Genomic DNA, 18028 nt, shown 5'->3' with positions numbered 1-18028 from the left:
TTAAGCCCTAAAATTAAGCTGATGCTCCAACTGCTAATTCTCCATATATATAACACTTATCAGAGCTATCACATTGTACTACATCGATAAATTCAATAAGTCTCGCAATAGTAGTATTACTCATAAATCCTGCTTCACTTGACGTTGCAAATGCTATTTGACCATTTAAATCTACAAAACATACTGCACAACTTAAATTTCCATAAATAATAGGAGCTTTACCATTCGTTGTTGACAACATTGTATTAGAATAAACTACTACTGGGTAACCTTTAAACAAATTTTGAGTTGGATTTGCTGGATTTGGCTGTAATATTGGTCTTCCAAAAGAATCTAAAGCAGCATCAAGAACGTCAAATCCATCTTGATTAGTAACTATAACAGTTCCAAATAATACTCCTGGATCTAAATCTTTATTTATTGATGATTTTAACGCCTTCCAGTCAGCAATAGTTTTTACTGTCTTATTAGATTTTAATGCTGCTAAACCCATAGTATTTTCTGTCACAACAGCTTTTCTTGCAAATACATCTACTACATAATTAATTAGAGCGTTGTCTGTTAGAGATAATAGTGTATTTGATAATTTTATGAATGCCGCCTTTTCTTGTAATGAGAATTTCACATTTTTAAATTTGATTTCATCCTCATCTTCTCCATCTGTACCATCAGCAAAATCTACTAATCCTGATACAGTCTCAAAGTTTTCAACCGGGAAAGATCCTGTCAATGCTCCAACAGGCATGTACCCCAATACATCTCTTAAAGATTTATATTGTCTTATCTTCTTTTGAATTAAAGTTCTTATATCCTGAGGTAATATATAACCTTCTCCATTTGTACCTTCTGGAGTGGTTGTAGTTGGTAATATCAATGCATTTTCAGCTTCTGTTAGCTTTTTACCTGTAACCTTCTTTATCATTGCTCTTATCATATTTGCATTTTCTTTTGTTTTATTTTTAGAATCTTTTGCTGAGCCTTCTTCTGACTCTTTTTCTGCTTCTGCTTGTGCAGCTAATATTGCTTCTTCTTCTTGTTCAAGTTCTTCTTGAACTTCGATAGCTGCTTTTAACGTTCTAACCTCTTCCATCTTGTTCTTAGCATCTTCAACTTTGTTATTATCTAATAACACTTGAGCCTCATTCTTTAATTTTTCTAAATTATTTTTCATTGCTATACTTTTTTTCATTTAATACACTTCCTTATCTGAAATTTTTAGTACAAAAAAACTACATATCAAGCAACTCAAGCTCAATTTGTAGTTTATTTTTTAACTCACTATCTAGTTTTAGGTGTTCGTCACGATCACCTTTTTGAATTTTATCTTTAAATTCCTCTGGTATATTTCTATAATTTTTAAAATTATTAAAATCCACTTTTGCAACTGCTTTGTTCTCTTCAATTACCTTGACATTAAAATATTTCTCAGCTTCATTTGCTGGTAACCAAGTCTCTTTATCCATTAAATCTTTTATAGTTTCTATATCAATGCCATCTTTTAGCTTAGTTTTATATACATTTTCAATTCCTATTTGAATAGTATCCAAATCATCAGCCATTTTTCTCATATCTGTTGCATTTCCCCATACCATGTTACTTGGTTTATGAATCATCAGATATGAATTGTTTGGCATTATTATTTCATCAGCTGCCATGCAAATAACACTAGCTATTGATGCTGCCATTCCATCTATATGACATTTTTTCTTTCCAGTTGCTCTATTTAACATATTATATATAGCAAGTCCAGCAAATACAGAACCTCCACCACTATTTATATAAATATTTAAATCTTTTCCTTGTGCTTCATTAAGTGCTTCAACCACATCTTGTGGGCAAGTATCTGTATCACACCACTTTTCCCACTCATCGCCAACTATATCTCCATAAAAATATATATCTGCACTAGTATCTGTTGAATTTTTAACTTTTAGATAACTTAACCTACTCACTATTACCGCCACCTTTGTCGTATTGTTTTCCTAAATCTTTTAAGAAAATACTTGCGCCATTACCTACAATTAACTGATCTGTTCCCTCTATATAAGATAAATTTTCTTTTTTTCTTACTTCAGCTATAGTCATATAAGAATTATTTATGCCTGCAACATAAGATGCTGTCCTACTAGCTAAATCGCTTCTTAAAATGCTATCAACATTAAACTGCCAGTAATAACCTTCCTTATCTTGCTCATCCTCAGTAAGTAATTTATAATCCATTTCCTGCTCATAAGTAGTCAAAGTATTTTGCAACGTATCACTATAGAATGCTTTATTCTGTTGCTCTATGTTGTTGTAAGTGCTTTTCTCCATATCATTAAGCTGAAATCCCTTGACTCCAAATGCATTAGCAATATGTCTTGTTGTTAGCCCTTGCAATTGAAAGAACTGACTATTGACTAATTTAGTTTCTAATTGCTCAACCTTAAAATCGGTTGGAATAGGTACAACCTTACCAGCATTTTTAGCTCCACCCATATCAGCGAATTTCTTTTTAATCTTCTGTTGTTTTGCATCATTCAAATCACCAATATATTGAACAATTATCGGGTCCATTAATCCATTTTTATACCTGTCTTTTAAGATTTTATTAGAATATTGCTCATTTGCTATTACATCAGAAATATATTTTTTAATGCTCGTGCCTTTCAACCCATCCATGCTAAAGTTTTTAAAATGCACTATATTATCACTTGTATATAGTAATTCTCCTTTTTTACTATCTGAATATAAATAATAAACTGCATTTTTCTTATCTAATATTCCTGTATTATCTACTATAATTTGAACTCTTGTACTATCTAACAAATATAAAGCTGTTATATTCCCCTTAATATCATTCCCCATTACCCAAAATGAATTACCATGCTCTAATCTTTGGAATTCTGTTGCCCACAAAAAATCGTGCGCGTTAGTAAATGGATTTGGTCTTTTCTTTAAAATCTTATATAAGTTATGGTCAACTGCCTTATTTGCACCTTTTTCAGTTTCTTGCATTAACTTAATTGGTAATTTTGCAATTGCATTGCATCTTATTTGCATACATGCATAATACGATGCACTTGTTAATTTAGAGTTAGAAATTTCTTCTATGCTTGTATGAAAAAAGCTTTCTAACTGTTCTAGCGTTGGATTAGTTCCTATTGTTTCAACTTCGGATATTGATTGATTTTTAAAAGTATTCTTTATTTTACTTATAACTCCCATTTGCTTTATCACCTCCTTACCATTCATCTTTCTCTAGCCACTCATCTGTATCAGTTATGTCTATAAATTCATGATATAGTGCTAATTTAAAGGCACATAATAGAGCATCAACTGGGTCAATTCTTTTTGTTGTAGCATCTTTATCAATTTTTATAAGACCATTATTAGTTTTTATTACTGCATTACTCATTGCGTAATTTAATAATGGATTATTAGTATAAATAACATTTCCACAATAAATCTGCTCTCTAAATCCTTGTGTAGATTCATTCAAAGATTTATGACTTTGGAATACTTCTTCAACTACATACCCCTCATTGCTTAAATCAATCATCATTTTGCTTGCATTTGCTGGATCAAAACATAATGTTTCTATTCTCCAGTTATTTTTCTTACAAGTTTCTAATACATAATCCATAACTTGTTGCTGATCTACTATTTCAGTATTAGTTATAGTTAAATAACCAGACCTTTCCCATGAATCATAAGGAACTTTATCTACTGCCATCCTTTCCCTTAGTTTTGTTCGATTAGGTATAAAAGAATGACTAAAACAAACGTATTTTACTATTTTCTTACCACTAGAATCTAACTCATCACTTAAAATAGGTATAATAAAAGCCACCGAAGTTAAATCTATCTTCGCTGACATATCAAATCCAACATATACTACCCTATTTCTTAGATCATAAGGTATCTCTTTTACTTCGCATTTCTTCCATTTAGCCATATTCATATAGCCATTTTCCTTGGCTTGCACCCATTTATTAAGGCATTTTGTTAGAAATGCAATCATCTTTTCAGGAATTTCTTTGGCGATTTTATACTCTCCACGTATTTTTTTAATACCTGCATCATATGTCATTCTAATTGGATTCGCTTTTTTCCAACTTTCCTCATCCTCAATGTCATCATCTTCATCTATTTCACATATATCAATAAAATATTCTTCATTATCAATATCGACATTCGGATCTAGTATCTTCGAGCAATAAGTATACTCTTGAGTAAAACATGGGTAAGTTAAATCAACTCCAGCAGTAGTAATAATCATTAATAAACTTTCTTTAGTATTACCGCCTAACCCTAGGTCATAAAACTCAGTTGTCTTGTGCTGATGATATTCATCTAATACCAGTAAAGCTGGATTGCTTCCATCCCCTTCTTTACCGTCTTGTTTGTTAAGCGGTTTTAAGCTGCTAGTAGTTTTTACATGCTGTATACTGTTCTTTGTTATTTTAAATTTGCCTCTTAGTGGAGACCCCTTTAACATATTCTTGCACTCATTGAATATAACTTCTGATTGTTCTCTTTTTACTCCAGCACAATAACACTCATAAATTTCCTTATTCTTAGTAGCCCTCGTAGACATTTCATAGAGTGTTACTCCAGCTTCCATTTGTGACTTAGCATTTTTTCTAGCCACTTCTATAAAAGATTTTGTAAATCTCCTTAAATATGTTTCTTTATGCTCCCATCCATAAATCTGACATAAGCAAAACTTTTGCCACGTATTTAAAGTTATAAATTGTCCTGCTAATACACCCTTGCTATGCTTTAAATATCCAAACCATTTAACAATCTTATTAGCTTCTTCTTCATTCCAGTAATACTCAAATGGTGTACTTAATATATTTAATTCAGAATTTTTTATATCATTTAAAAATCTTAAACATGCCCATTTATGCTTTTTACCACTTGGGATTATATCATTTAAACAATCATTAGAATATTTAATTAGTTCTTCTTTAATAGTCACTAAATATCACCGAACTCATCTGTAATATCTTCTTGCTGCTTACTAGTTTTAACTGTAGCAACTTTTAATCTACTATCAATAGTCATTCCACAAAGTGAAGCAAACTTTCTCATCTCTTCTGCATAGTTTTTTTGAATTTTAATTAATGGATTTTCAACTGTTATGATACCTGACTTTGTCATTTTCTTTGATATTAGGGGCTTATCCTGCAATTCAGATGTTGCTTTTAGATACAACGAATATGAATTACAATATCCACCTAAATTATTCAAATCTAGATTTCCAAGTATATCAATTTTATCAATCTCCTTAACAACTCTTCTAAATTCTTTTTTTGCAATATCATCGATAAGCCAAGAAGGTGCTTTTTTCAATTGCTCTTTCCCTAATACCAGCATTTCTTCTTGCTGTTCCTTCTGGACTTTTTCCTCATTAGTTAAATGCTTCTTTTGCATTTCTAATGACTTCCTTCCCCTTGGCATTTTTTACACCTTCTTTCATTTCAAATTTTACTTTTTAAATTTTTTATTGGGATTTTTGAGAAATGAAAGCTGGGGGTGCGGTCTAGAAATTTATCTTAAAAACATTTCGGGCATCCCCCTATGCTATTATTCCTCTATATCAAATTCTTTTTTAAATCTAGCTACTAACTCATTTAATTCATTAATAACCTCATTATATTCACCACTCTCCATCCTATTATGGATAACTCTATGATTACTTTCCGTCAGATATATAAGATTATCTAGAGCAAATCTCTTTTCCCATTCTCTTTTAATAGGCACAATATGATGGACTGTTTGACCATACTCTAATTTATTTGAGACATAATAACTATAAATATCAATATATTCATATAACTCTTTTGCTTTATCTTTGATCTTATTCCACTGATCACTTGAGTAGAATTTCTTCTCTTTGCTATTAATTTTGTCTTTATCATATTCTTTATATCTCTTTTGAGAGCAGTTACATTTAGATCCTGTTTGTATTCTCTTACCACACCTACTGCATCTTTTACATATCATCACTCATTCCATTCTTTCATAAGTTTTTTTCTCTCATCTGCTTCCTCTTTCTTAAGCTCCAATAATGCTTTATCTATTTCGGCTCTTGTAGGGTTATCCTTCCATCGTCCTTGCTTTCTATTGATTAGCCAGAACTTAATTGCCTGAACATCTGCTGGTATCTCTTTTGTTACTTCAACTGTACCTAAGTTTTCTTTCTGACATTTGTTGCCTCTATCGTCATAATAAATGTCTTTTAATTTAACTGCTACAGTCTCTTTGACTTCATATCCAGTAGCCTTTTTATATAATGCATTTTCAACTTTGAAATCAGCCTGATTTTTGCCCCTTTTTAAACTTTCTAAAATGTCTAAATGATCTCTTTTATAGTTCTCTAAGGTCGCTCTACTTATGCCTAAATTATAAGCGATTTGCGTTTCAGATAATCCCATAGACGCCCATAATTCAACGTCTGCCAGTTTTTCTTTAACTTCATTCCATTTGCTTTTTGCCATGTGAAAACACCTCCTTTCCATTTAGACAATCATGATTTTAAATGCCTTGATTTTCGGTGTATTTCCCAACTTTTAAAACCTCACATTTTTTTATATTTTTTATGGCTTTATGCAAATGTCCCTAAGATATTGAAATTACTAGCTTTATCCCTATTTTAGTATTTGTTAAATAATAGGTAATAACATGGAGGATTACTGATATCTTTTTTAAGGCACATATATTAGTAATAATTTTTTAAAACTATATAAAATAAGTACCAGTTTATTTTTTACGCATTATATATCTTCGTCAGCAATTTCTGCTGCATCCTCTTTCATCTTTTCTTTTATGCCTAGATATCTTTTTGTTTCTTCAACTGATTGATGATTTAATGCAATTCTAACTTTTTCTAAATCCTTACCTGACTTTTCATATATTCTAGTAGCATAAGTTTTTCTAGGACTATGACCACTTATATTTTTTAATCCCATGCTCTTGCCAACCTCAGTAAGAATTGCACTAAATGATTTTTGTTCTATTGGTTCTAAACCATTTTTGGATTTATTTGATGGAAATGCATATTCAGCTCTTTTTTTACCTTTAACATATTCCCTTAAATAATTTTCTAAATTACTTTTTATATATACTTTTCTTTTATCAGGTTTCTTTTTGTTAGGATACCTATGTAAGTTCGCTAACCACTGTTTATATTGTTTAGATTCCTGTATTAAAAAATATCCATCATCTAGCGCATCTTTTATTTGTCCAATTGTAAGTTCAACTAAATCTTGCATTCTATATCCAGTCGCTCTAGCCAAAATAAATAAGTTTAAATTCCTATCAGCATATTTTTTACTATGTTCAATCAATTGCTCTTTGAATCTTTCATATTTATTTTGTGGTATTGGCGATGCTGTACCTTTTTCCCACTTATGTTTTCTTTCTTCCATTATTTCACCTGCTTTATCGCTCCTTTGTGTCTTTTATAACTTGAATGAGACATTAATTCTTTTATATCACGTTCACTCAACTTTTCTTTTTTCTTAATGGCATCCAATTTCTTATATGTTTTTGGATCTCTTTCTTTTAATATTTTTTCAATTATCATAACTCCCTCCTAAAATTCTCAATAAAAAAGAGCTGCTAATTAATTTAACAACTCATTACTTGTATCTCTATATTTTTTTACTACTCGTTTTTCATATAGTTCTTTGCTATCTTCATTTATTAATTTTTTTGGTGTATCCCACGTTACAACTGGTGCAACTCTTTTATTGATAACTATATCTCCATTTAATTTAGTCTCATATATTGATCTATTCTTTTTTATGAAAGTACTATCACCCATATATTTATTAGCTTCATAATTTGTAGCTTTTATATTTTCACGTCTTTGAACAACTGCTATATCATGTTTATGTTTCAAATGACTAAAGTTTCTTTGAATACACTTTTTTACAGTATCTTTTTCAACTTCTAATTTCCTTGCAATCTCTGGAGATTTTAGCCCATCTAAATATAATTTTTTAACTTTTTCTTTCTCTAATTTAGATTTCAAATTATCAACTCCTAAAAAAGTATATAGTTCACCCAAACCAAAAAGAGGGACATTTCTTATTTTTATAAAAGTTAAATAAGAAATATGAACTTGTATTTTGTGTTTATTACTTATTTATGTACATATATTATCATAAATTCTGGGACATTTGTGGGACATTTTCAAGACATTTTCGGGACACTTTTAGGACATTTTTGAGACATTCTATAAAAAAATAAGGATGCATTTGCACCCTATAATACTATCTTTTTAACAGCTCTATTTAAAATTCTATTTAACTGCCTTTCTGTTCTATCAATTTCATTAGCGGCTTTTTTCTTATCTTTACAATCTATTAAAACTAATTTTATAACCTTATATTCTTTTTCAGGTAATAAATTTAACATATTATCAATTCTTTTATTTTCATTTTTTAATCTATTAATTTCCTTAGTTAAAATTTCTATTCTTATGTCACTTTCATCTAATCCACTTAGTCTCAAATTTTCAATTTCAATTTCTAAATTATCAATCTTACATTTTCTTTCTCTATAGATATTAAATATACTTTTTATTTCTGCCATTTTTATCACCTATCCTTTAAAATATGGTATAATTTAGATAGGTTGATTAGAGAACCTACGTTCCAAGTTGTATTCTCTAATCTGGTGAAGGTGTTCGTGATGAACACCTTTTTCTTATTTTCTTTTTTCAATCTCTAAATAAACATTAGAATATTTACTTTTATTTCTGCCTTTATAAATTCTACTTTCATTTAAAATTCTATAATTATCTTTAAATATTTGTTTTGCTTCATCAAACTCTTCTTGTCCATCTATATCATCTACAAAAGTTACTCTTATTTTTAGCATGACTAATTCTCCTTATAATTAAATGTACTTCACAAACGTATCATCAATACTTTTACGCTTTATGAAACTCAACAACACTCCTTGATAAAAATTACTGTGTTCTGCTCTTATAGAAATAACTAAATCATTTTTCTTTGCTTTTTCCGCCATTTCTTTAAGTTCATCTTGAGTATAATGTTCAATTGGTGCTGATGTAATATGCTCTACTTCTAACGCATCTTTGATAACAGCATCAACACTTGATTTTTGTATAGTTGTATAATCAGCTACTGCCATTGATATTCCTCCCTATATTTTTAATTGCTACTTCAAATCTACATTTCTTCATCAATAAAATTATCATCTTTAAAAACTTGAAGTTCTAATTCTTCCCCAGTTTTTTCTTCATAAGTTTGGCAAAGTTTATCAATATCTATTTCACAACCATCTAATTTAAATATCATTCCATTACTTTCAAGCACAAGCTTATTATCTTCTGTAATTCCAACTATGTTCATTTCAACTTCCATCTAATTCACCCCTTTTTAGAATTGTTAAGTTAAATCTCCTGTTAATGCAACCATGATTTTATCAAATGTTCTATCACGTTCCTCTGATTCTTGAAAATTGACTATGAATGAATTAGGAGGAAAACTACTATTTTGTGCTATTGCAAATTCTATGCCTGTTCCATTTTCAAGCTTTCTGGCATAAACAATGTTATCTTTCCTAACTACTAATCCTTTAATTGCTACGAACTCACATTTATCCATATTTTATTCACTCCTTTCTGCCCCAAATTTTAGTATGACGTAATAACTCCTCACTATATTTCTAATCTATTTTTGCATATTCTCCCTATAGTTTAGAAAGAATAATGTTATACAAGGAGGTGTGTTTTTTGAATATTAAAAAGTTCTTAATATCTTTTTTACTATCCACAATTCTTTTTACAGAAGTTGCACAAGCAATTTTTACATTTGATTCTTATAAGCAAGGTGTATACAACATTTCCGGAATTCAATCTTTTGATGCTACAGCTAAGCTTGTAACTCCAAATAATGTTACAAGTTTATTTATAATTGATTCTAATGGAAACCAGAAATTTTATAAAAGATTTGATACACTAGATGAAATTATCAATCTAGGAACTATTAAAAATGGAGATCTAATTGCTATAGTTGGTAGTGGGGAAATAGCGATTACACGTGCAAGTACTCAATAAATATTAATACTAATTACAGTATTTAAAATTAATATCCTTTTACTTCAATGGCACTTTTTAGTGCTATTTTTATTAACACAATATTTTTTGTTTGTATTTAATGTAATACACACTTTCTACACTTTGTGCATTATTTACTCTTCATTAATTGTTCAATTCTTTTATTAATATCCTCCCATTTCTTACGGTTCTTTCTATCAGCTTCAATAATATCTATAATTTCTTTTCTGTTTTTGGCTTTTGTTATATCTCCAGTATCAATTTTATTTATTTTCTCTAATCTATTTAATAATGCTGTAATTAAATAATGTCTAGCTGTTGAAATTCCACCATCTTTACTAATACAAAAATAAGCATTATTGCTGATAATACAGTCAACTAATTCCTCTTTGGTCATTTCATTTAGTAGTTTTCTAACCTCAATGTTTTTAGCACTCATTCCTTTTACTCCTTAACTCTACACTTTACGCATTATTACAATCAATTTTTATATTTATACCAATTATGATTTTTCTTTAACATCTCTAAATTTTTATTATGAATTGATACGTCTTTTTTAGTGGCTTGTCTTAATTCCTCTATATTTTCCTTAGTGATTGTTAATAGAATATCGTCACAATCTTCACTGACTGCATAACATACGAAATAATCATAATCTTCATAGAATTCGTTTTTACCAAAAGTTTCATGCATTACTTTAAAGAATTTCTCCATTTGATCTAATTGAATAGGTCTTAATACCAAAAATTCATTTGAATTTTCTTGTAGCTCAATAACTGCTATCTCTAATCCAGCTACTAAGTTCCAATCATCTGTAGCATTTTCTTTAACTTTAGCAATTAATTGTTTTATCATGATCTCCCTCCATATATATTTTTTGCTTATAGCTCTTTATAAAATTTATCACTTACTGATCTTCCAAGAATTAATTCTAGTCCTTGCTTGCTTAACCAAAAGTAAATACATTCATCATTATTTGGATGATTAGTGCCTTTTTCAGCTAAGCCTTTTTGAACTAATTCATTCCAATCTTTATCTGTTTCCTGAGTAAAAAAATAATTTCTATATGGTTTATTTTTTCTTCCTATACCAACACAATGTCTCATTATATCTAATTGATATTGAGTTACATATTCTAATAAATTTTTGACTTCCGTATTTTCTCTGTTATATAAAGAGCAATATCCCTTTTGGCATCTATAAAATGCAACTGGCTCTTCATCTTCCTTAACTGGTTGCCTTATTCTTTTACACCTTGACGCTGATAACCATTTATCAGCATATTTTTTATAACTTCCACCATCTAACATAGGCAGGCCAGTTTCTCTACATGATGCTGCTGTATAAAATCCATATCCGTTTGCTACTAGTAAATCTTTTATATTATTACTCATAATTGTTACTCCTTCCCCCTATACTGCGGTCACATACCACACATCAAATATCTCTTCTGGTAACACATAGGTGCATGACTGCCAATTAGCTATTACTGGATTATAAAACTTTAATTTATTCTGCTTTTCTGATATATCAATTCTGTAGCTTTCGCCACTTTTTTTGCTAGTAATTATCACATTTTTATCATCTATTCCTTTTTCCCATGCTTCTAGGAATTTATATTCAATTGTTTTATCTATCTTAATATCCATGCTTACACCTTATTTACTACAAGAGGATTGCTCCCCTTGTATATTTTTTTATTGCAGTAACCTTAACATTAACAATTCGTAACCCCTGCCAACGCTCCTAGTCCTGCAAGTACTTCAATTTACTATTTCTTTTATTTTTTTATAAAAAGCTCTTGTCTTATCATCCGAAAAGCCTTTTGTATATTCCTTAAAAATTTCTTCCAAAGTTTTATCCGGCTTTTCGAAATATGCTTTAACAACCTTATCTATAATTTCATTCTTATTCTCCATTTGCTCTACCTCCTTATAACATCTAGAGAACCAAATCTCTGAAATTGCCCTAACCATGCAAGTTTAGTAGTGGTTGTTTGTCCATTACGATTCTTAGCTGTAATAACTTCCGCAATGTTTTTATCTTCCGTTTCTTTGTTGTAATACTCATCTCTATAGAGAAAATGAATTACATCTGCATCCTGTTCTATAGATCCTGATTCTCTTAAATCAGATAAAATCGGTCTATGATCCGCTCTTTGTTCTGGAGCTCTTGATAACTGAGATAAAGCAATCATAGTAATATCTAATTCCTTAGCTAGTGCCTTAAGCTCTCTTGAAATATTTGATACTTCCTGCTCTCTACTTGATGTTTTCAGTGTAGTTCTTATTAGCTGTAAATAATCTATTATTACAACATCTAGGCCCTTTTGTATTTTTAGCTTTCTACATTTAGCTTTTATATCACTTAAAAGAGTTGTTGTATCATCCAAAACCAGTTTTCTTGTCATTAAATCATTAGCTCCAATAGAAATATCCTCAAACTCCTTGTCATTCAATTGACCAGTTTTAACTTTTAAATATTCAATTAAGCATTTAGCTGATAGTAATCTATCTGTTAACTGATCATTAGACATTTCCAATGAGAATATAGCTACACTTGCATCTTTGGAGGCTGCTTGTCCTATGTTTAGTGCAAGAGCTGTTTTACCCATTGATGGTCTTGCTGCTATTATTACAAAATCCTTTTTTATCAATCCGCATGTAATTTTATCTAAATCCTGAAATCCACTTGATAGTCCAATTAAATCTCCACCATTATTGAATCTTTTCTCTAAATTGATAAATGCTTTCTCTACAGCTTTATCAATTGGAACAAAATCATTTTTATTTTGATTACTAGATATTTGATATAAATCATTTTCAGTATTATCAATAACACTCTTAATGTCTTCTGCTTCATAAGCTCCTTCTAAAAGGCTTTTACTTGCTTTAATTAATCTTCGTCTATTTGCTTTTTCCTTAACTATATTTGCATATGTTTTAATATTAATGCTTTCAAAATATGAAGTTGCTAACTCTGTTACATAAGTCACACCACCGCACTTATCAAGTAAGTTCTTTTTCCTCATTTCCTCTAATACTGTAACTAGATCTGTTCCAATACTTCGGTTGAAAAGTGATATTACTACTTCATAGATTTTCTTGTGCTTATCAACATAAAAGTCTTCTGGTAGTAATATTAATTCTACTTCTAGTAATTTATCTGCATTGCTCATTATGCATCCAATGATTGCTTGTTCTGCATCGATGTTATTAGGTAACATCCTATCTAGAATTTCCATACTACAAATCTCCTAACTTCGACTTATCTATTTCTACTGTCTTTGGTTCAATATTACCTTTGATATCGATAGCTGTATCAGATTTGTAATTATTATCTAAGTAATCCTCAAACCTGCCATTAAAAAATGTTGATCCATTAAGAATGAATTGACTTTCTTTTCCCTTAACCTCATTAGAATATCTTTCAACACATCTAGATAATTGGTCTTTACCATACTTTTTTAATATACTAGGTATTTTTTTAATAGCTTGAGCCTTTCCCCTTTTGTTAGGATACATATTCCAAATCTCTTCTTCATCACCTGGTATATATATATCTGTGTTTATATATGTGTTTATATCTGGTATAGGTTCCCCTGTTTGGTCATTTGGAATTTCCTCTTTGGTAACTTCCATTTTCCCATTTGGTAAAATGGAATATCCCTTTTGGGTAATTGCATACCACTTAGTTCTATCGTAGTTTAACTTGTTATAATTCCCATCAATCAAATATCCACCTTCTATTAAATTTTTTAGGATTCTTGATATCTGCTTTTTAGACCAAAAAGGAAATAATTTTTCAAAAGCATTTACGGTATTATACGTCCAATAGCTATCATCATAAAAATGCTTATTATTAGCCTTATTTTTTTCTATCCAAAAACTAATATTCTGCAACATAACTGCTCCGTCCACACCAACTATTTCAGCCACATTAGAATCAAACATATAATTCATATTGCTATCTCCTTTCAAAAATTATTTTTAAGAAAATCTAGAGCATTTTGACTTGGATTTTCTGATTCATCTGTATCAATTTTTAGTTCTGTATCAGACACATTGCTTATATCTATAAAAAAATTGTTATTATCATTATTTGATAATTGTGTTATCACTTCATTATCATCATGTGGTAATTGAATTACCATCTTATTATCATTGTGTGATAATTCATTTATCATTAAATTATCATCATGTAAAATATTGTTATTTTTTATATAAGAAAAAAGTGCATCCTTTATAAACTCCGAATAATTGTATTGCTTGCCTAATTCATCTAAAATTAATTTCTCTTTTGGATTATTTTCATTAAGTATTATAGTTTTTCTAACCCCTTTAGCCATTGCTCTTATCGCTCCAAATTTGCTTACTAACTGCTAATGCTCCATTTATATTTGAATACAAAGCATTATCTAGAACGCTACATTGTTTAGGCAAATTATTTTTTACTATGTCAGCTATAACTAAAGAACCTCCACCAGTAAAAGCTACATTGTAATGATTTATATTAACTGCTAAGCTAATCTCATTTATCACATCATTTGCGAATACTGCTAAATCCTTTTGAGACACCTTAATATCACCTCTTTGAATCGCTTTTTCAATATCCTCTAGCTTATACTGTTTGTCCTCATTTAGGAGCTTAAGCTTTGAATAAAAATCTAAAATACCAATCTTATAAGTGTTTAATGTTTGTGGCTTTCCATAATCCATTGCAACTACATTTGTTGTTCTCCCACCAATATCTATAATTAAGACATTACTTGCCTTCAATTTATCATCCAATGTAAAGTAACTTGCATATCCTTCTGGAACTACAAAAACATCTTTTATCTTAACGATCATATCCTTTTTCTTGTTAGCTTTAACAGCAAATTTAAATTGCTTATTTTTTAACTCATCCTCATACTTTGCTTTATGCTCCATTTCACTTATTGGCAGCAATAAAGTTAAATTAGTATCTATACTATCTGCATCAGGATTTAATTTTGCTATTCCATATAATAATTGGGCCTTATAATCTTTATTAGTTTTTATGTACTCCTTACTAAAAGTACCCTTTTCAAAGTAAGTATATTGTCCATCTAAAAGCACATAATTAAATCCATCTGGATATGCTTCATAATCCCTACTTAAATTACTTCTAAAATTAATCGGACCACATATATCTGTTAATCCCTTAATATTGTTATTTCCTAAATCTAATACTGTTATCATCTTTACATCTCCAATCAAATAATTTATAATGGAGATACGGAGTAGTGATCCGCATCTCAAAGAACGTAAATCAAAACTTATTGAACCTTTATGTAAGGTTCTTTTTTTATTAGTACCATTGTTTGCCTTCATGAGTTACATGTAACCAAACTTTACTCTTACCCTCTAAGAACGCGAATCTTAAATATTCCTTTCTATACTGCTCTGTAGGCTTTAAATTCTTATACTCACTATCTGAATATTTGTGTAATTGTTTTTTACTTCCATCAGCTTTTAATACAATTATTTTTGTATCTATGCTTACATAACAATCCTTATAGTCTTCATCAACTTCTGCATCAGGATGTGGTGCTACATAATCTATTTCCTCAACATAATTTATAGCTTTTGGCACTGTAATCATCTTTTTATCCATTCCCATGGAATTAAAGAAATTAATAATAAAATTAGTGTAAATTTCTTTATTTTCTTCTGTTAAATCCTCATATCCATTAACTGCTAATGCATCTATACCTAAACAATTCTTTAGATCTTCAATACAAGTTAATCTATAATCATTCAATCCATGTTCTTGAAAAACTTTTTCAACTTCATTTCTTTTCATTTCTAACACTCCTTACATATTTTGCATTTAGAATAATTTCCACAACAAAATTTAATTAAATGAACTTTTCTACTCTTTTTATCCAGAATTTTGCTACGCAATTTATGGCTATTGTGGATAAAGTGAGGACATTTAATCTTACACATTTTTCTCTTTCCTTTCTTTTGCTAATTTTTCCATAATGCATTTTGCTTCAATTTCAACTATTGGTGCGTAAAATTCTTTATCAGTCATGTCTAAAACTTCAATTATTTCTCGACTTAAGCATTTGCCTGTTTTTCTATCATAAGTACTTCTTAAAACTCCTACCATATTTCATCCCCCACATCTATTCAATTTCTAATTTTTCTAGAGCTATTACTAATTCGTTTGTTAATCCAGAAAGTTTTTTTAAATTTCCTACTATATAATCCACCTGTGGCTTTTCGTCTTCTGTTATTTTCCCATCCTCAACAACATCAAGTAAGGTTGTACTCATTTCATTGCCTGCACCAAGCAAATTAAAAATACTTATTGAAAGTTTATAAATATTTTCAACATTTTCTTGATTAATTGGTATTGCAATATGCTGTCCTATTGGACATTCATGGCAACAATAATGATTTAAAAGCTCTGGAGCATTGTATGTGTCCGAAATTAGAAGTACTTCCTCTGGATAAGGATTTAGACTTCCAAGTTCTATACGAGCTAATCTAGTTCTATCTATGCCAATTTTCTCAGATGCACCTTCTCTACTATTTAGCGAATCATTGAACTTTGCTGCTTCCATTCGTGCTTTATAGAATATGTTATCAATGGCTTTTGTGGCTTTTTTGGACATGTATTTCCCCCTCTTTCAAAGATATAATGTAAATATAAATTCAGCTACACATTTCGTGTACATACTGTCTAAAAAAAATATCATCTATTGACGCATTTGGGAATGCACTTTTGAATTTATTAAGAAAATTATAACTAGGATTTCTAAGACCTAATTCTATTTTGGAATAATATGTTAAGGTAATTCCTAGTAAATCAGAAAATTCTTCCTGAGTTAATTTTTTTTCTTTTCTGAATTTTAATAAAAACTCATTCATTAATTTATCACCTCGTTTCACACGCTTTGTGTTTATGTTTTTATTATAAATCACACGTTTTGTGTTGTCAATATTTTTTTACACTTTTTGTGTGATTTATTTATTACCTACACATATTGTGATACTATAATTTTAAAGATTGGAGGATTAATATGTTAGGCGATAATTTGAAAATTTTAAGAGAGGAAAAAAATTTGACACAAGCTGCTATAGCAAAAATACTAAATATAAGTCCTAGTACAATTGGTATGTGGGAACAAAATAGACGTTCGCCAGATAATGATTCATTAAAAAAATTAGCAGATTTTTTTGATGTTACTATTGATTTTTTATTAGGAAAAAGTGCTTATAGAAAATTTAATCCTGAAAAATTAACAGAAAAAGATAAAAAAGATATTCAAAACGATTTAAAAAATATAATTGATGATTTCAGAAATAAAAAAGATGAAGGTAAATATTATAATGGTGTAGAACTTGATGATGATGGTTTAGATCTAATGGAAGCTGCTATGAATATAGCTCTTGAACAAATAAAAATTAAAAACAAGAAAAAATATACACCTAATAAATATAAAAAATAAGGTGGCGGTATATTTTGAATAGAGAGTATATAAAAGAAACGGTCAATAAACTAAAGAAGAAATATAAAACCGATAATCCTAAAACAATAGCATATAGTGAAGATATTGAAGTGATTTATTGTCCTTTAGATATATGGGGGATGTATAAGTATATAAAAAGAAACAAAGTTATTTTTGTTAATTCTTGTCTTACAGAATCAGAACAACACTTTGTTCTGATTCATGAACTAGGACACGCTATTCTCCACCCTAAAAGTAATTGTTTTTTTAGTAATGCAACAAACTATTTAAATAAGGTGAAAATAGAATATGAAGCCAATGTGTTTTTAGCCGAATTCTCAATTTATCATATAGATGAAAGTGAATTAAATGGTTATTCAATCAACCAGATTGCTAGTAAATTTAATGTTCCAGTTGAAATAGTTAAATTAAAATTTAATTATATATAAAAGTGTTCTCAACGA

At 29.4% G+C, this 18028-nt stretch carries 31 protein-coding genes; 3 read left to right on the top strand and 28 right to left on the bottom strand.

The window, feature by feature from the left end:
* Window positions 1–13: 13 nt before the first annotated feature.
* The 15 genes from PZA12_RS03855 to PZA12_RS03785 form a co-directional block, all read right to left on the bottom strand.
* Window positions 14–1189, bottom strand: a complete 1176-nt coding sequence (locus PZA12_RS03855; RefSeq protein ID WP_077828992.1) for a phage major capsid protein — start codon at window positions 1187–1189, stop codon at window positions 14–16.
* Window positions 1190–1229: 40 nt separating this feature from the next.
* Window positions 1230–1952 (bottom strand): head maturation protease, ClpP-related, encoded by a 723-nt coding sequence (locus tag PZA12_RS03850; protein ID WP_077868130.1) that lies wholly within the window; start codon window positions 1950–1952, stop codon window positions 1230–1232.
* Window positions 1945–3207 carry a phage portal protein gene (locus PZA12_RS03845; protein WP_103698271.1) on the bottom strand — a complete coding sequence of 421 codons (1263 nt, stop codon included), beginning with the start codon at window positions 3205–3207 and terminating at the stop codon, window positions 1945–1947. The genes PZA12_RS03850 and PZA12_RS03845 overlap by 8 nt, the downstream gene beginning before the upstream one ends.
* Before the next feature lie 16 nt (window positions 3208–3223).
* Window positions 3224–4966, bottom strand: coding sequence for a terminase large subunit (locus PZA12_RS03840; protein WP_103698272.1), 1743 nt, complete (start codon window positions 4964–4966; stop codon window positions 3224–3226).
* Window positions 4966–5448, bottom strand: coding sequence for a phage terminase small subunit P27 family (locus PZA12_RS03835; RefSeq protein ID WP_077828988.1), 483 nt, complete (start codon window positions 5446–5448; stop codon window positions 4966–4968). The genes PZA12_RS03840 and PZA12_RS03835 overlap by 1 nt, the downstream gene beginning before the upstream one ends.
* Window positions 5449–5574: 126 nt before the next feature.
* Entirely contained in the window at window positions 5575–5994 is a 420-nt protein-coding gene (locus PZA12_RS03830) for an HNH endonuclease (RefSeq protein WP_103698273.1), read from the bottom strand.
* Window positions 5994–6488: a hypothetical protein gene (locus tag PZA12_RS03825; RefSeq protein ID WP_077828986.1), complete on the bottom strand. Its 495-nt coding sequence runs from the start codon at window positions 6486–6488 to the stop codon at window positions 5994–5996. Before PZA12_RS03825 ends, PZA12_RS03830 begins: the two co-directional genes overlap by 1 nt.
* A gap of 276 nt (window positions 6489–6764) precedes the next feature.
* Window positions 6765–7418, bottom strand: coding sequence for a tyrosine-type recombinase/integrase (locus PZA12_RS03820; RefSeq protein WP_103698274.1), 654 nt, complete (start codon window positions 7416–7418; stop codon window positions 6765–6767).
* Entirely contained in the window at window positions 7418–7576 is a 159-nt protein-coding gene (locus tag PZA12_RS03815; RefSeq protein ID WP_181005993.1) for a hypothetical protein, read from the bottom strand. The genes PZA12_RS03820 and PZA12_RS03815 overlap by 1 nt, the downstream gene beginning before the upstream one ends.
* Before the next feature lie 39 nt (window positions 7577–7615).
* Window positions 7616–8026, bottom strand: coding sequence for a helix-turn-helix domain containing protein (locus tag PZA12_RS03810; protein WP_103698275.1), 411 nt, complete (start codon window positions 8024–8026; stop codon window positions 7616–7618).
* Between the two features lie 233 nt (window positions 8027–8259).
* Window positions 8260–8589 (bottom strand): RNA polymerase subunit sigma-70, encoded by a 330-nt coding sequence (locus tag PZA12_RS03805; RefSeq protein ID WP_103698276.1) that lies wholly within the window; start codon window positions 8587–8589, stop codon window positions 8260–8262.
* Between the two features lie 114 nt (window positions 8590–8703).
* Entirely contained in the window at window positions 8704–8877 is a 174-nt protein-coding gene (locus PZA12_RS03800; protein ID WP_181005994.1) for a hypothetical protein, read from the bottom strand.
* Window positions 8878–8895: 18 nt separating this feature from the next.
* Window positions 8896–9153 carry a hypothetical protein gene (locus PZA12_RS03795; RefSeq protein ID WP_103698277.1) on the bottom strand — a complete coding sequence of 86 codons (258 nt, stop codon included), beginning with the start codon at window positions 9151–9153 and terminating at the stop codon, window positions 8896–8898.
* 38 nt (window positions 9154–9191) lie between these two features.
* Window positions 9192–9386: a hypothetical protein gene (locus PZA12_RS03790; RefSeq protein WP_103698278.1), complete on the bottom strand. Its 195-nt coding sequence runs from the start codon at window positions 9384–9386 to the stop codon at window positions 9192–9194.
* 24 nt (window positions 9387–9410) lie between these two features.
* The gene (locus PZA12_RS03785) at window positions 9411–9629 is read right to left on the bottom strand and encodes a hypothetical protein (protein WP_103698279.1); all 219 of its coding nucleotides are present in this window, start codon (window positions 9627–9629) and stop codon (window positions 9411–9413) included.
* Between the two features lie 128 nt (window positions 9630–9757).
* On the opposite strand from PZA12_RS03785, the gene PZA12_RS03780 reads away from it, so the two are divergent.
* Window positions 9758–10081 (top strand): hypothetical protein, encoded by a 324-nt coding sequence (locus PZA12_RS03780; protein ID WP_103698280.1) that lies wholly within the window; start codon window positions 9758–9760, stop codon window positions 10079–10081.
* A 130-nt stretch (window positions 10082–10211) separates the two neighbouring features.
* Here PZA12_RS03780 and PZA12_RS03775 read toward each other — a convergent pair whose 3' ends face one another.
* The 13 genes from PZA12_RS03775 to PZA12_RS03715 form a co-directional block, all read right to left on the bottom strand.
* On the bottom strand, window positions 10212–10520 hold the full coding sequence (locus PZA12_RS03775) for a hypothetical protein (RefSeq protein WP_103698281.1): 309 nt from the start codon (window positions 10518–10520) through the stop codon (window positions 10212–10214).
* A 41-nt stretch (window positions 10521–10561) separates the two neighbouring features.
* Window positions 10562–10936, bottom strand: coding sequence for a hypothetical protein (locus tag PZA12_RS03770; RefSeq protein WP_103698282.1), 375 nt, complete (start codon window positions 10934–10936; stop codon window positions 10562–10564).
* A gap of 26 nt (window positions 10937–10962) precedes the next feature.
* Window positions 10963–11475, bottom strand: coding sequence for a hypothetical protein (locus PZA12_RS03765; protein ID WP_077828979.1), 513 nt, complete (start codon window positions 11473–11475; stop codon window positions 10963–10965).
* Window positions 11476–11493: 18 nt separating this feature from the next.
* Entirely contained in the window at window positions 11494–11730 is a 237-nt protein-coding gene (locus tag PZA12_RS03760) for a hypothetical protein (RefSeq protein ID WP_077828978.1), read from the bottom strand.
* A gap of 114 nt (window positions 11731–11844) precedes the next feature.
* Window positions 11845–12000: a MarR family transcriptional regulator gene (locus PZA12_RS03755; protein WP_077828977.1), complete on the bottom strand. Its 156-nt coding sequence runs from the start codon at window positions 11998–12000 to the stop codon at window positions 11845–11847.
* Window positions 12001–12005: 5 nt separating this feature from the next.
* Window positions 12006–13325 carry a replicative DNA helicase gene (gene dnaB / locus PZA12_RS03750; RefSeq protein ID WP_209013975.1) on the bottom strand — a complete coding sequence of 440 codons (1320 nt, stop codon included), beginning with the start codon at window positions 13323–13325 and terminating at the stop codon, window positions 12006–12008.
* Window position 13326: 1 nt separating this feature from the next.
* Complete coding sequence (locus PZA12_RS03745; RefSeq protein WP_077828976.1) at window positions 13327–14043, bottom strand: hypothetical protein; 717 nt, start codon at window positions 14041–14043, stop codon at window positions 13327–13329.
* A 14-nt stretch (window positions 14044–14057) separates the two neighbouring features.
* Window positions 14058–14429, bottom strand: coding sequence for a hypothetical protein (locus tag PZA12_RS03740; RefSeq protein ID WP_103698283.1), 372 nt, complete (start codon window positions 14427–14429; stop codon window positions 14058–14060).
* Entirely contained in the window at window positions 14422–15303 is an 882-nt protein-coding gene (locus PZA12_RS03735; protein ID WP_242984837.1) for a ParM/StbA family protein, read from the bottom strand. The genes PZA12_RS03740 and PZA12_RS03735 overlap by 8 nt, the downstream gene beginning before the upstream one ends.
* Window positions 15304–15412: 109 nt before the next feature.
* Window positions 15413–15907 (bottom strand): hypothetical protein, encoded by a 495-nt coding sequence (locus PZA12_RS03730; protein WP_103698284.1) that lies wholly within the window; start codon window positions 15905–15907, stop codon window positions 15413–15415.
* 138 nt (window positions 15908–16045) lie between these two features.
* Window positions 16046–16219 (bottom strand): hypothetical protein, encoded by a 174-nt coding sequence (locus PZA12_RS03725; protein WP_171779989.1) that lies wholly within the window; start codon window positions 16217–16219, stop codon window positions 16046–16048.
* A gap of 16 nt (window positions 16220–16235) precedes the next feature.
* Window positions 16236–16727 (bottom strand): helix-turn-helix domain-containing protein, encoded by a 492-nt coding sequence (locus tag PZA12_RS03720; protein WP_103698285.1) that lies wholly within the window; start codon window positions 16725–16727, stop codon window positions 16236–16238.
* Window positions 16728–16767: 40 nt separating this feature from the next.
* Window positions 16768–16983 (bottom strand): helix-turn-helix domain-containing protein, encoded by a 216-nt coding sequence (locus tag PZA12_RS03715; protein ID WP_103698286.1) that lies wholly within the window; start codon window positions 16981–16983, stop codon window positions 16768–16770.
* Between the two features lie 152 nt (window positions 16984–17135).
* Here PZA12_RS03715 and PZA12_RS03710 point away from each other — a divergent pair, with 152 nt between their 5' ends.
* Together PZA12_RS03710 and PZA12_RS03705 are read left to right on the top strand one after the other, a co-directional pair.
* Window positions 17136–17564: a helix-turn-helix domain-containing protein gene (locus PZA12_RS03710; protein ID WP_103698287.1), complete on the top strand. Its 429-nt coding sequence runs from the start codon at window positions 17136–17138 to the stop codon at window positions 17562–17564.
* 14 nt (window positions 17565–17578) lie between these two features.
* Window positions 17579–18013, top strand: coding sequence for an ImmA/IrrE family metallo-endopeptidase (locus PZA12_RS03705; RefSeq protein WP_103698288.1), 435 nt, complete (start codon window positions 17579–17581; stop codon window positions 18011–18013).
* Window positions 18014–18028 lie beyond the last annotated feature (15 nt).

The sequence above is a fragment of the Clostridium beijerinckii genome (assembly GCF_036699995.1).
Classification (GTDB): Bacteria; Bacillota; Clostridia; order Clostridiales; family Clostridiaceae; genus Clostridium; species Clostridium helianthi.
Note: the sequence above shows the minus strand (reverse complement) of the source record. Positions and strands in the feature narration are given on the sequence as shown.

Bases quoted from the DNA above. Each gene is read 5' to 3' on its own strand.
- PZA12_RS03855 (WP_077828992.1), bottom strand. From the start codon at position 1,189: ATGAAAAAAAGTATAGCAATGAAAAATAATTTAGAAAAATTAAAGAAT.
- PZA12_RS03845 (WP_103698271.1), bottom strand. From the start codon at position 3,207: ATGGGAGTTATAAGTAAAATAAAGAATACTTTTAAAAATCAATCAATA.
- PZA12_RS03835 (WP_077828988.1), bottom strand. From the start codon at position 5,448: ATGCCAAGGGGAAGGAAGTCATTAGAAATGCAAAAGAAGCATTTAACT.
- PZA12_RS03830 (WP_103698273.1), bottom strand. From the start codon at position 5,994: ATGATATGTAAAAGATGCAGTAGGTGTGGTAAGAGAATACAAACAGGA.
- PZA12_RS03825 (WP_077828986.1), bottom strand. From the start codon at position 6,488: ATGGCAAAAAGCAAATGGAATGAAGTTAAAGAAAAACTGGCAGACGTT.
- PZA12_RS03820 (WP_103698274.1), bottom strand. From the start codon at position 7,418: ATGGAAGAAAGAAAACATAAGTGGGAAAAAGGTACAGCATCGCCAATA.
- PZA12_RS03815 (WP_181005993.1), bottom strand. From the start codon at position 7,576: ATGATAATTGAAAAAATATTAAAAGAAAGAGATCCAAAAACATATAAG.
- PZA12_RS03805 (WP_103698276.1), bottom strand. From the start codon at position 8,589: ATGGCAGAAATAAAAAGTATATTTAATATCTATAGAGAAAGAAAATGT.
- PZA12_RS03800 (WP_181005994.1), bottom strand. From the start codon at position 8,877: ATGCTAAAAATAAGAGTAACTTTTGTAGATGATATAGATGGACAAGAA.
- PZA12_RS03795 (WP_103698277.1), bottom strand. From the start codon at position 9,153: ATGGCAGTAGCTGATTATACAACTATACAAAAATCAAGTGTTGATGCT.
- PZA12_RS03790 (WP_103698278.1), bottom strand. From the start codon at position 9,386: ATGGAAGTTGAAATGAACATAGTTGGAATTACAGAAGATAATAAGCTT.
- PZA12_RS03785 (WP_103698279.1), bottom strand. From the start codon at position 9,629: ATGGATAAATGTGAGTTCGTAGCAATTAAAGGATTAGTAGTTAGGAAA.
- PZA12_RS03775 (WP_103698281.1), bottom strand. From the start codon at position 10,520: ATGAGTGCTAAAAACATTGAGGTTAGAAAACTACTAAATGAAATGACC.
- PZA12_RS03770 (WP_103698282.1), bottom strand. From the start codon at position 10,936: ATGATAAAACAATTAATTGCTAAAGTTAAAGAAAATGCTACAGATGAT.
- PZA12_RS03765 (WP_077828979.1), bottom strand. From the start codon at position 11,475: ATGAGTAATAATATAAAAGATTTACTAGTAGCAAACGGATATGGATTT.
- PZA12_RS03760 (WP_077828978.1), bottom strand. From the start codon at position 11,730: ATGGATATTAAGATAGATAAAACAATTGAATATAAATTCCTAGAAGCA.
- PZA12_RS03755 (WP_077828977.1), bottom strand. From the start codon at position 12,000: ATGGAGAATAAGAATGAAATTATAGATAAGGTTGTTAAAGCATATTTC.
- dnaB (WP_209013975.1), bottom strand. From the start codon at position 13,325: ATGGAAATTCTAGATAGGATGTTACCTAATAACATCGATGCAGAACAA.
- PZA12_RS03745 (WP_077828976.1), bottom strand. From the start codon at position 14,043: ATGAATTATATGTTTGATTCTAATGTGGCTGAAATAGTTGGTGTGGAC.
- PZA12_RS03740 (WP_103698283.1), bottom strand. From the start codon at position 14,429: ATGGCTAAAGGGGTTAGAAAAACTATAATACTTAATGAAAATAATCCA.
- PZA12_RS03735 (WP_242984837.1), bottom strand. From the start codon at position 15,303: ATGATAACAGTATTAGATTTAGGAAATAACAATATTAAGGGATTAACA.
- PZA12_RS03730 (WP_103698284.1), bottom strand. From the start codon at position 15,907: ATGAAAAGAAATGAAGTTGAAAAAGTTTTTCAAGAACATGGATTGAAT.
- PZA12_RS03725 (WP_171779989.1), bottom strand. From the start codon at position 16,219: ATGGTAGGAGTTTTAAGAAGTACTTATGATAGAAAAACAGGCAAATGC.
- PZA12_RS03720 (WP_103698285.1), bottom strand. From the start codon at position 16,727: ATGTCCAAAAAAGCCACAAAAGCCATTGATAACATATTCTATAAAGCA.
- PZA12_RS03715 (WP_103698286.1), bottom strand. From the start codon at position 16,983: ATGAATGAGTTTTTATTAAAATTCAGAAAAGAAAAAAAATTAACTCAG.
- PZA12_RS03710 (WP_103698287.1), top strand. From the start codon at position 17,136: ATGTTAGGCGATAATTTGAAAATTTTAAGAGAGGAAAAAAATTTGACA.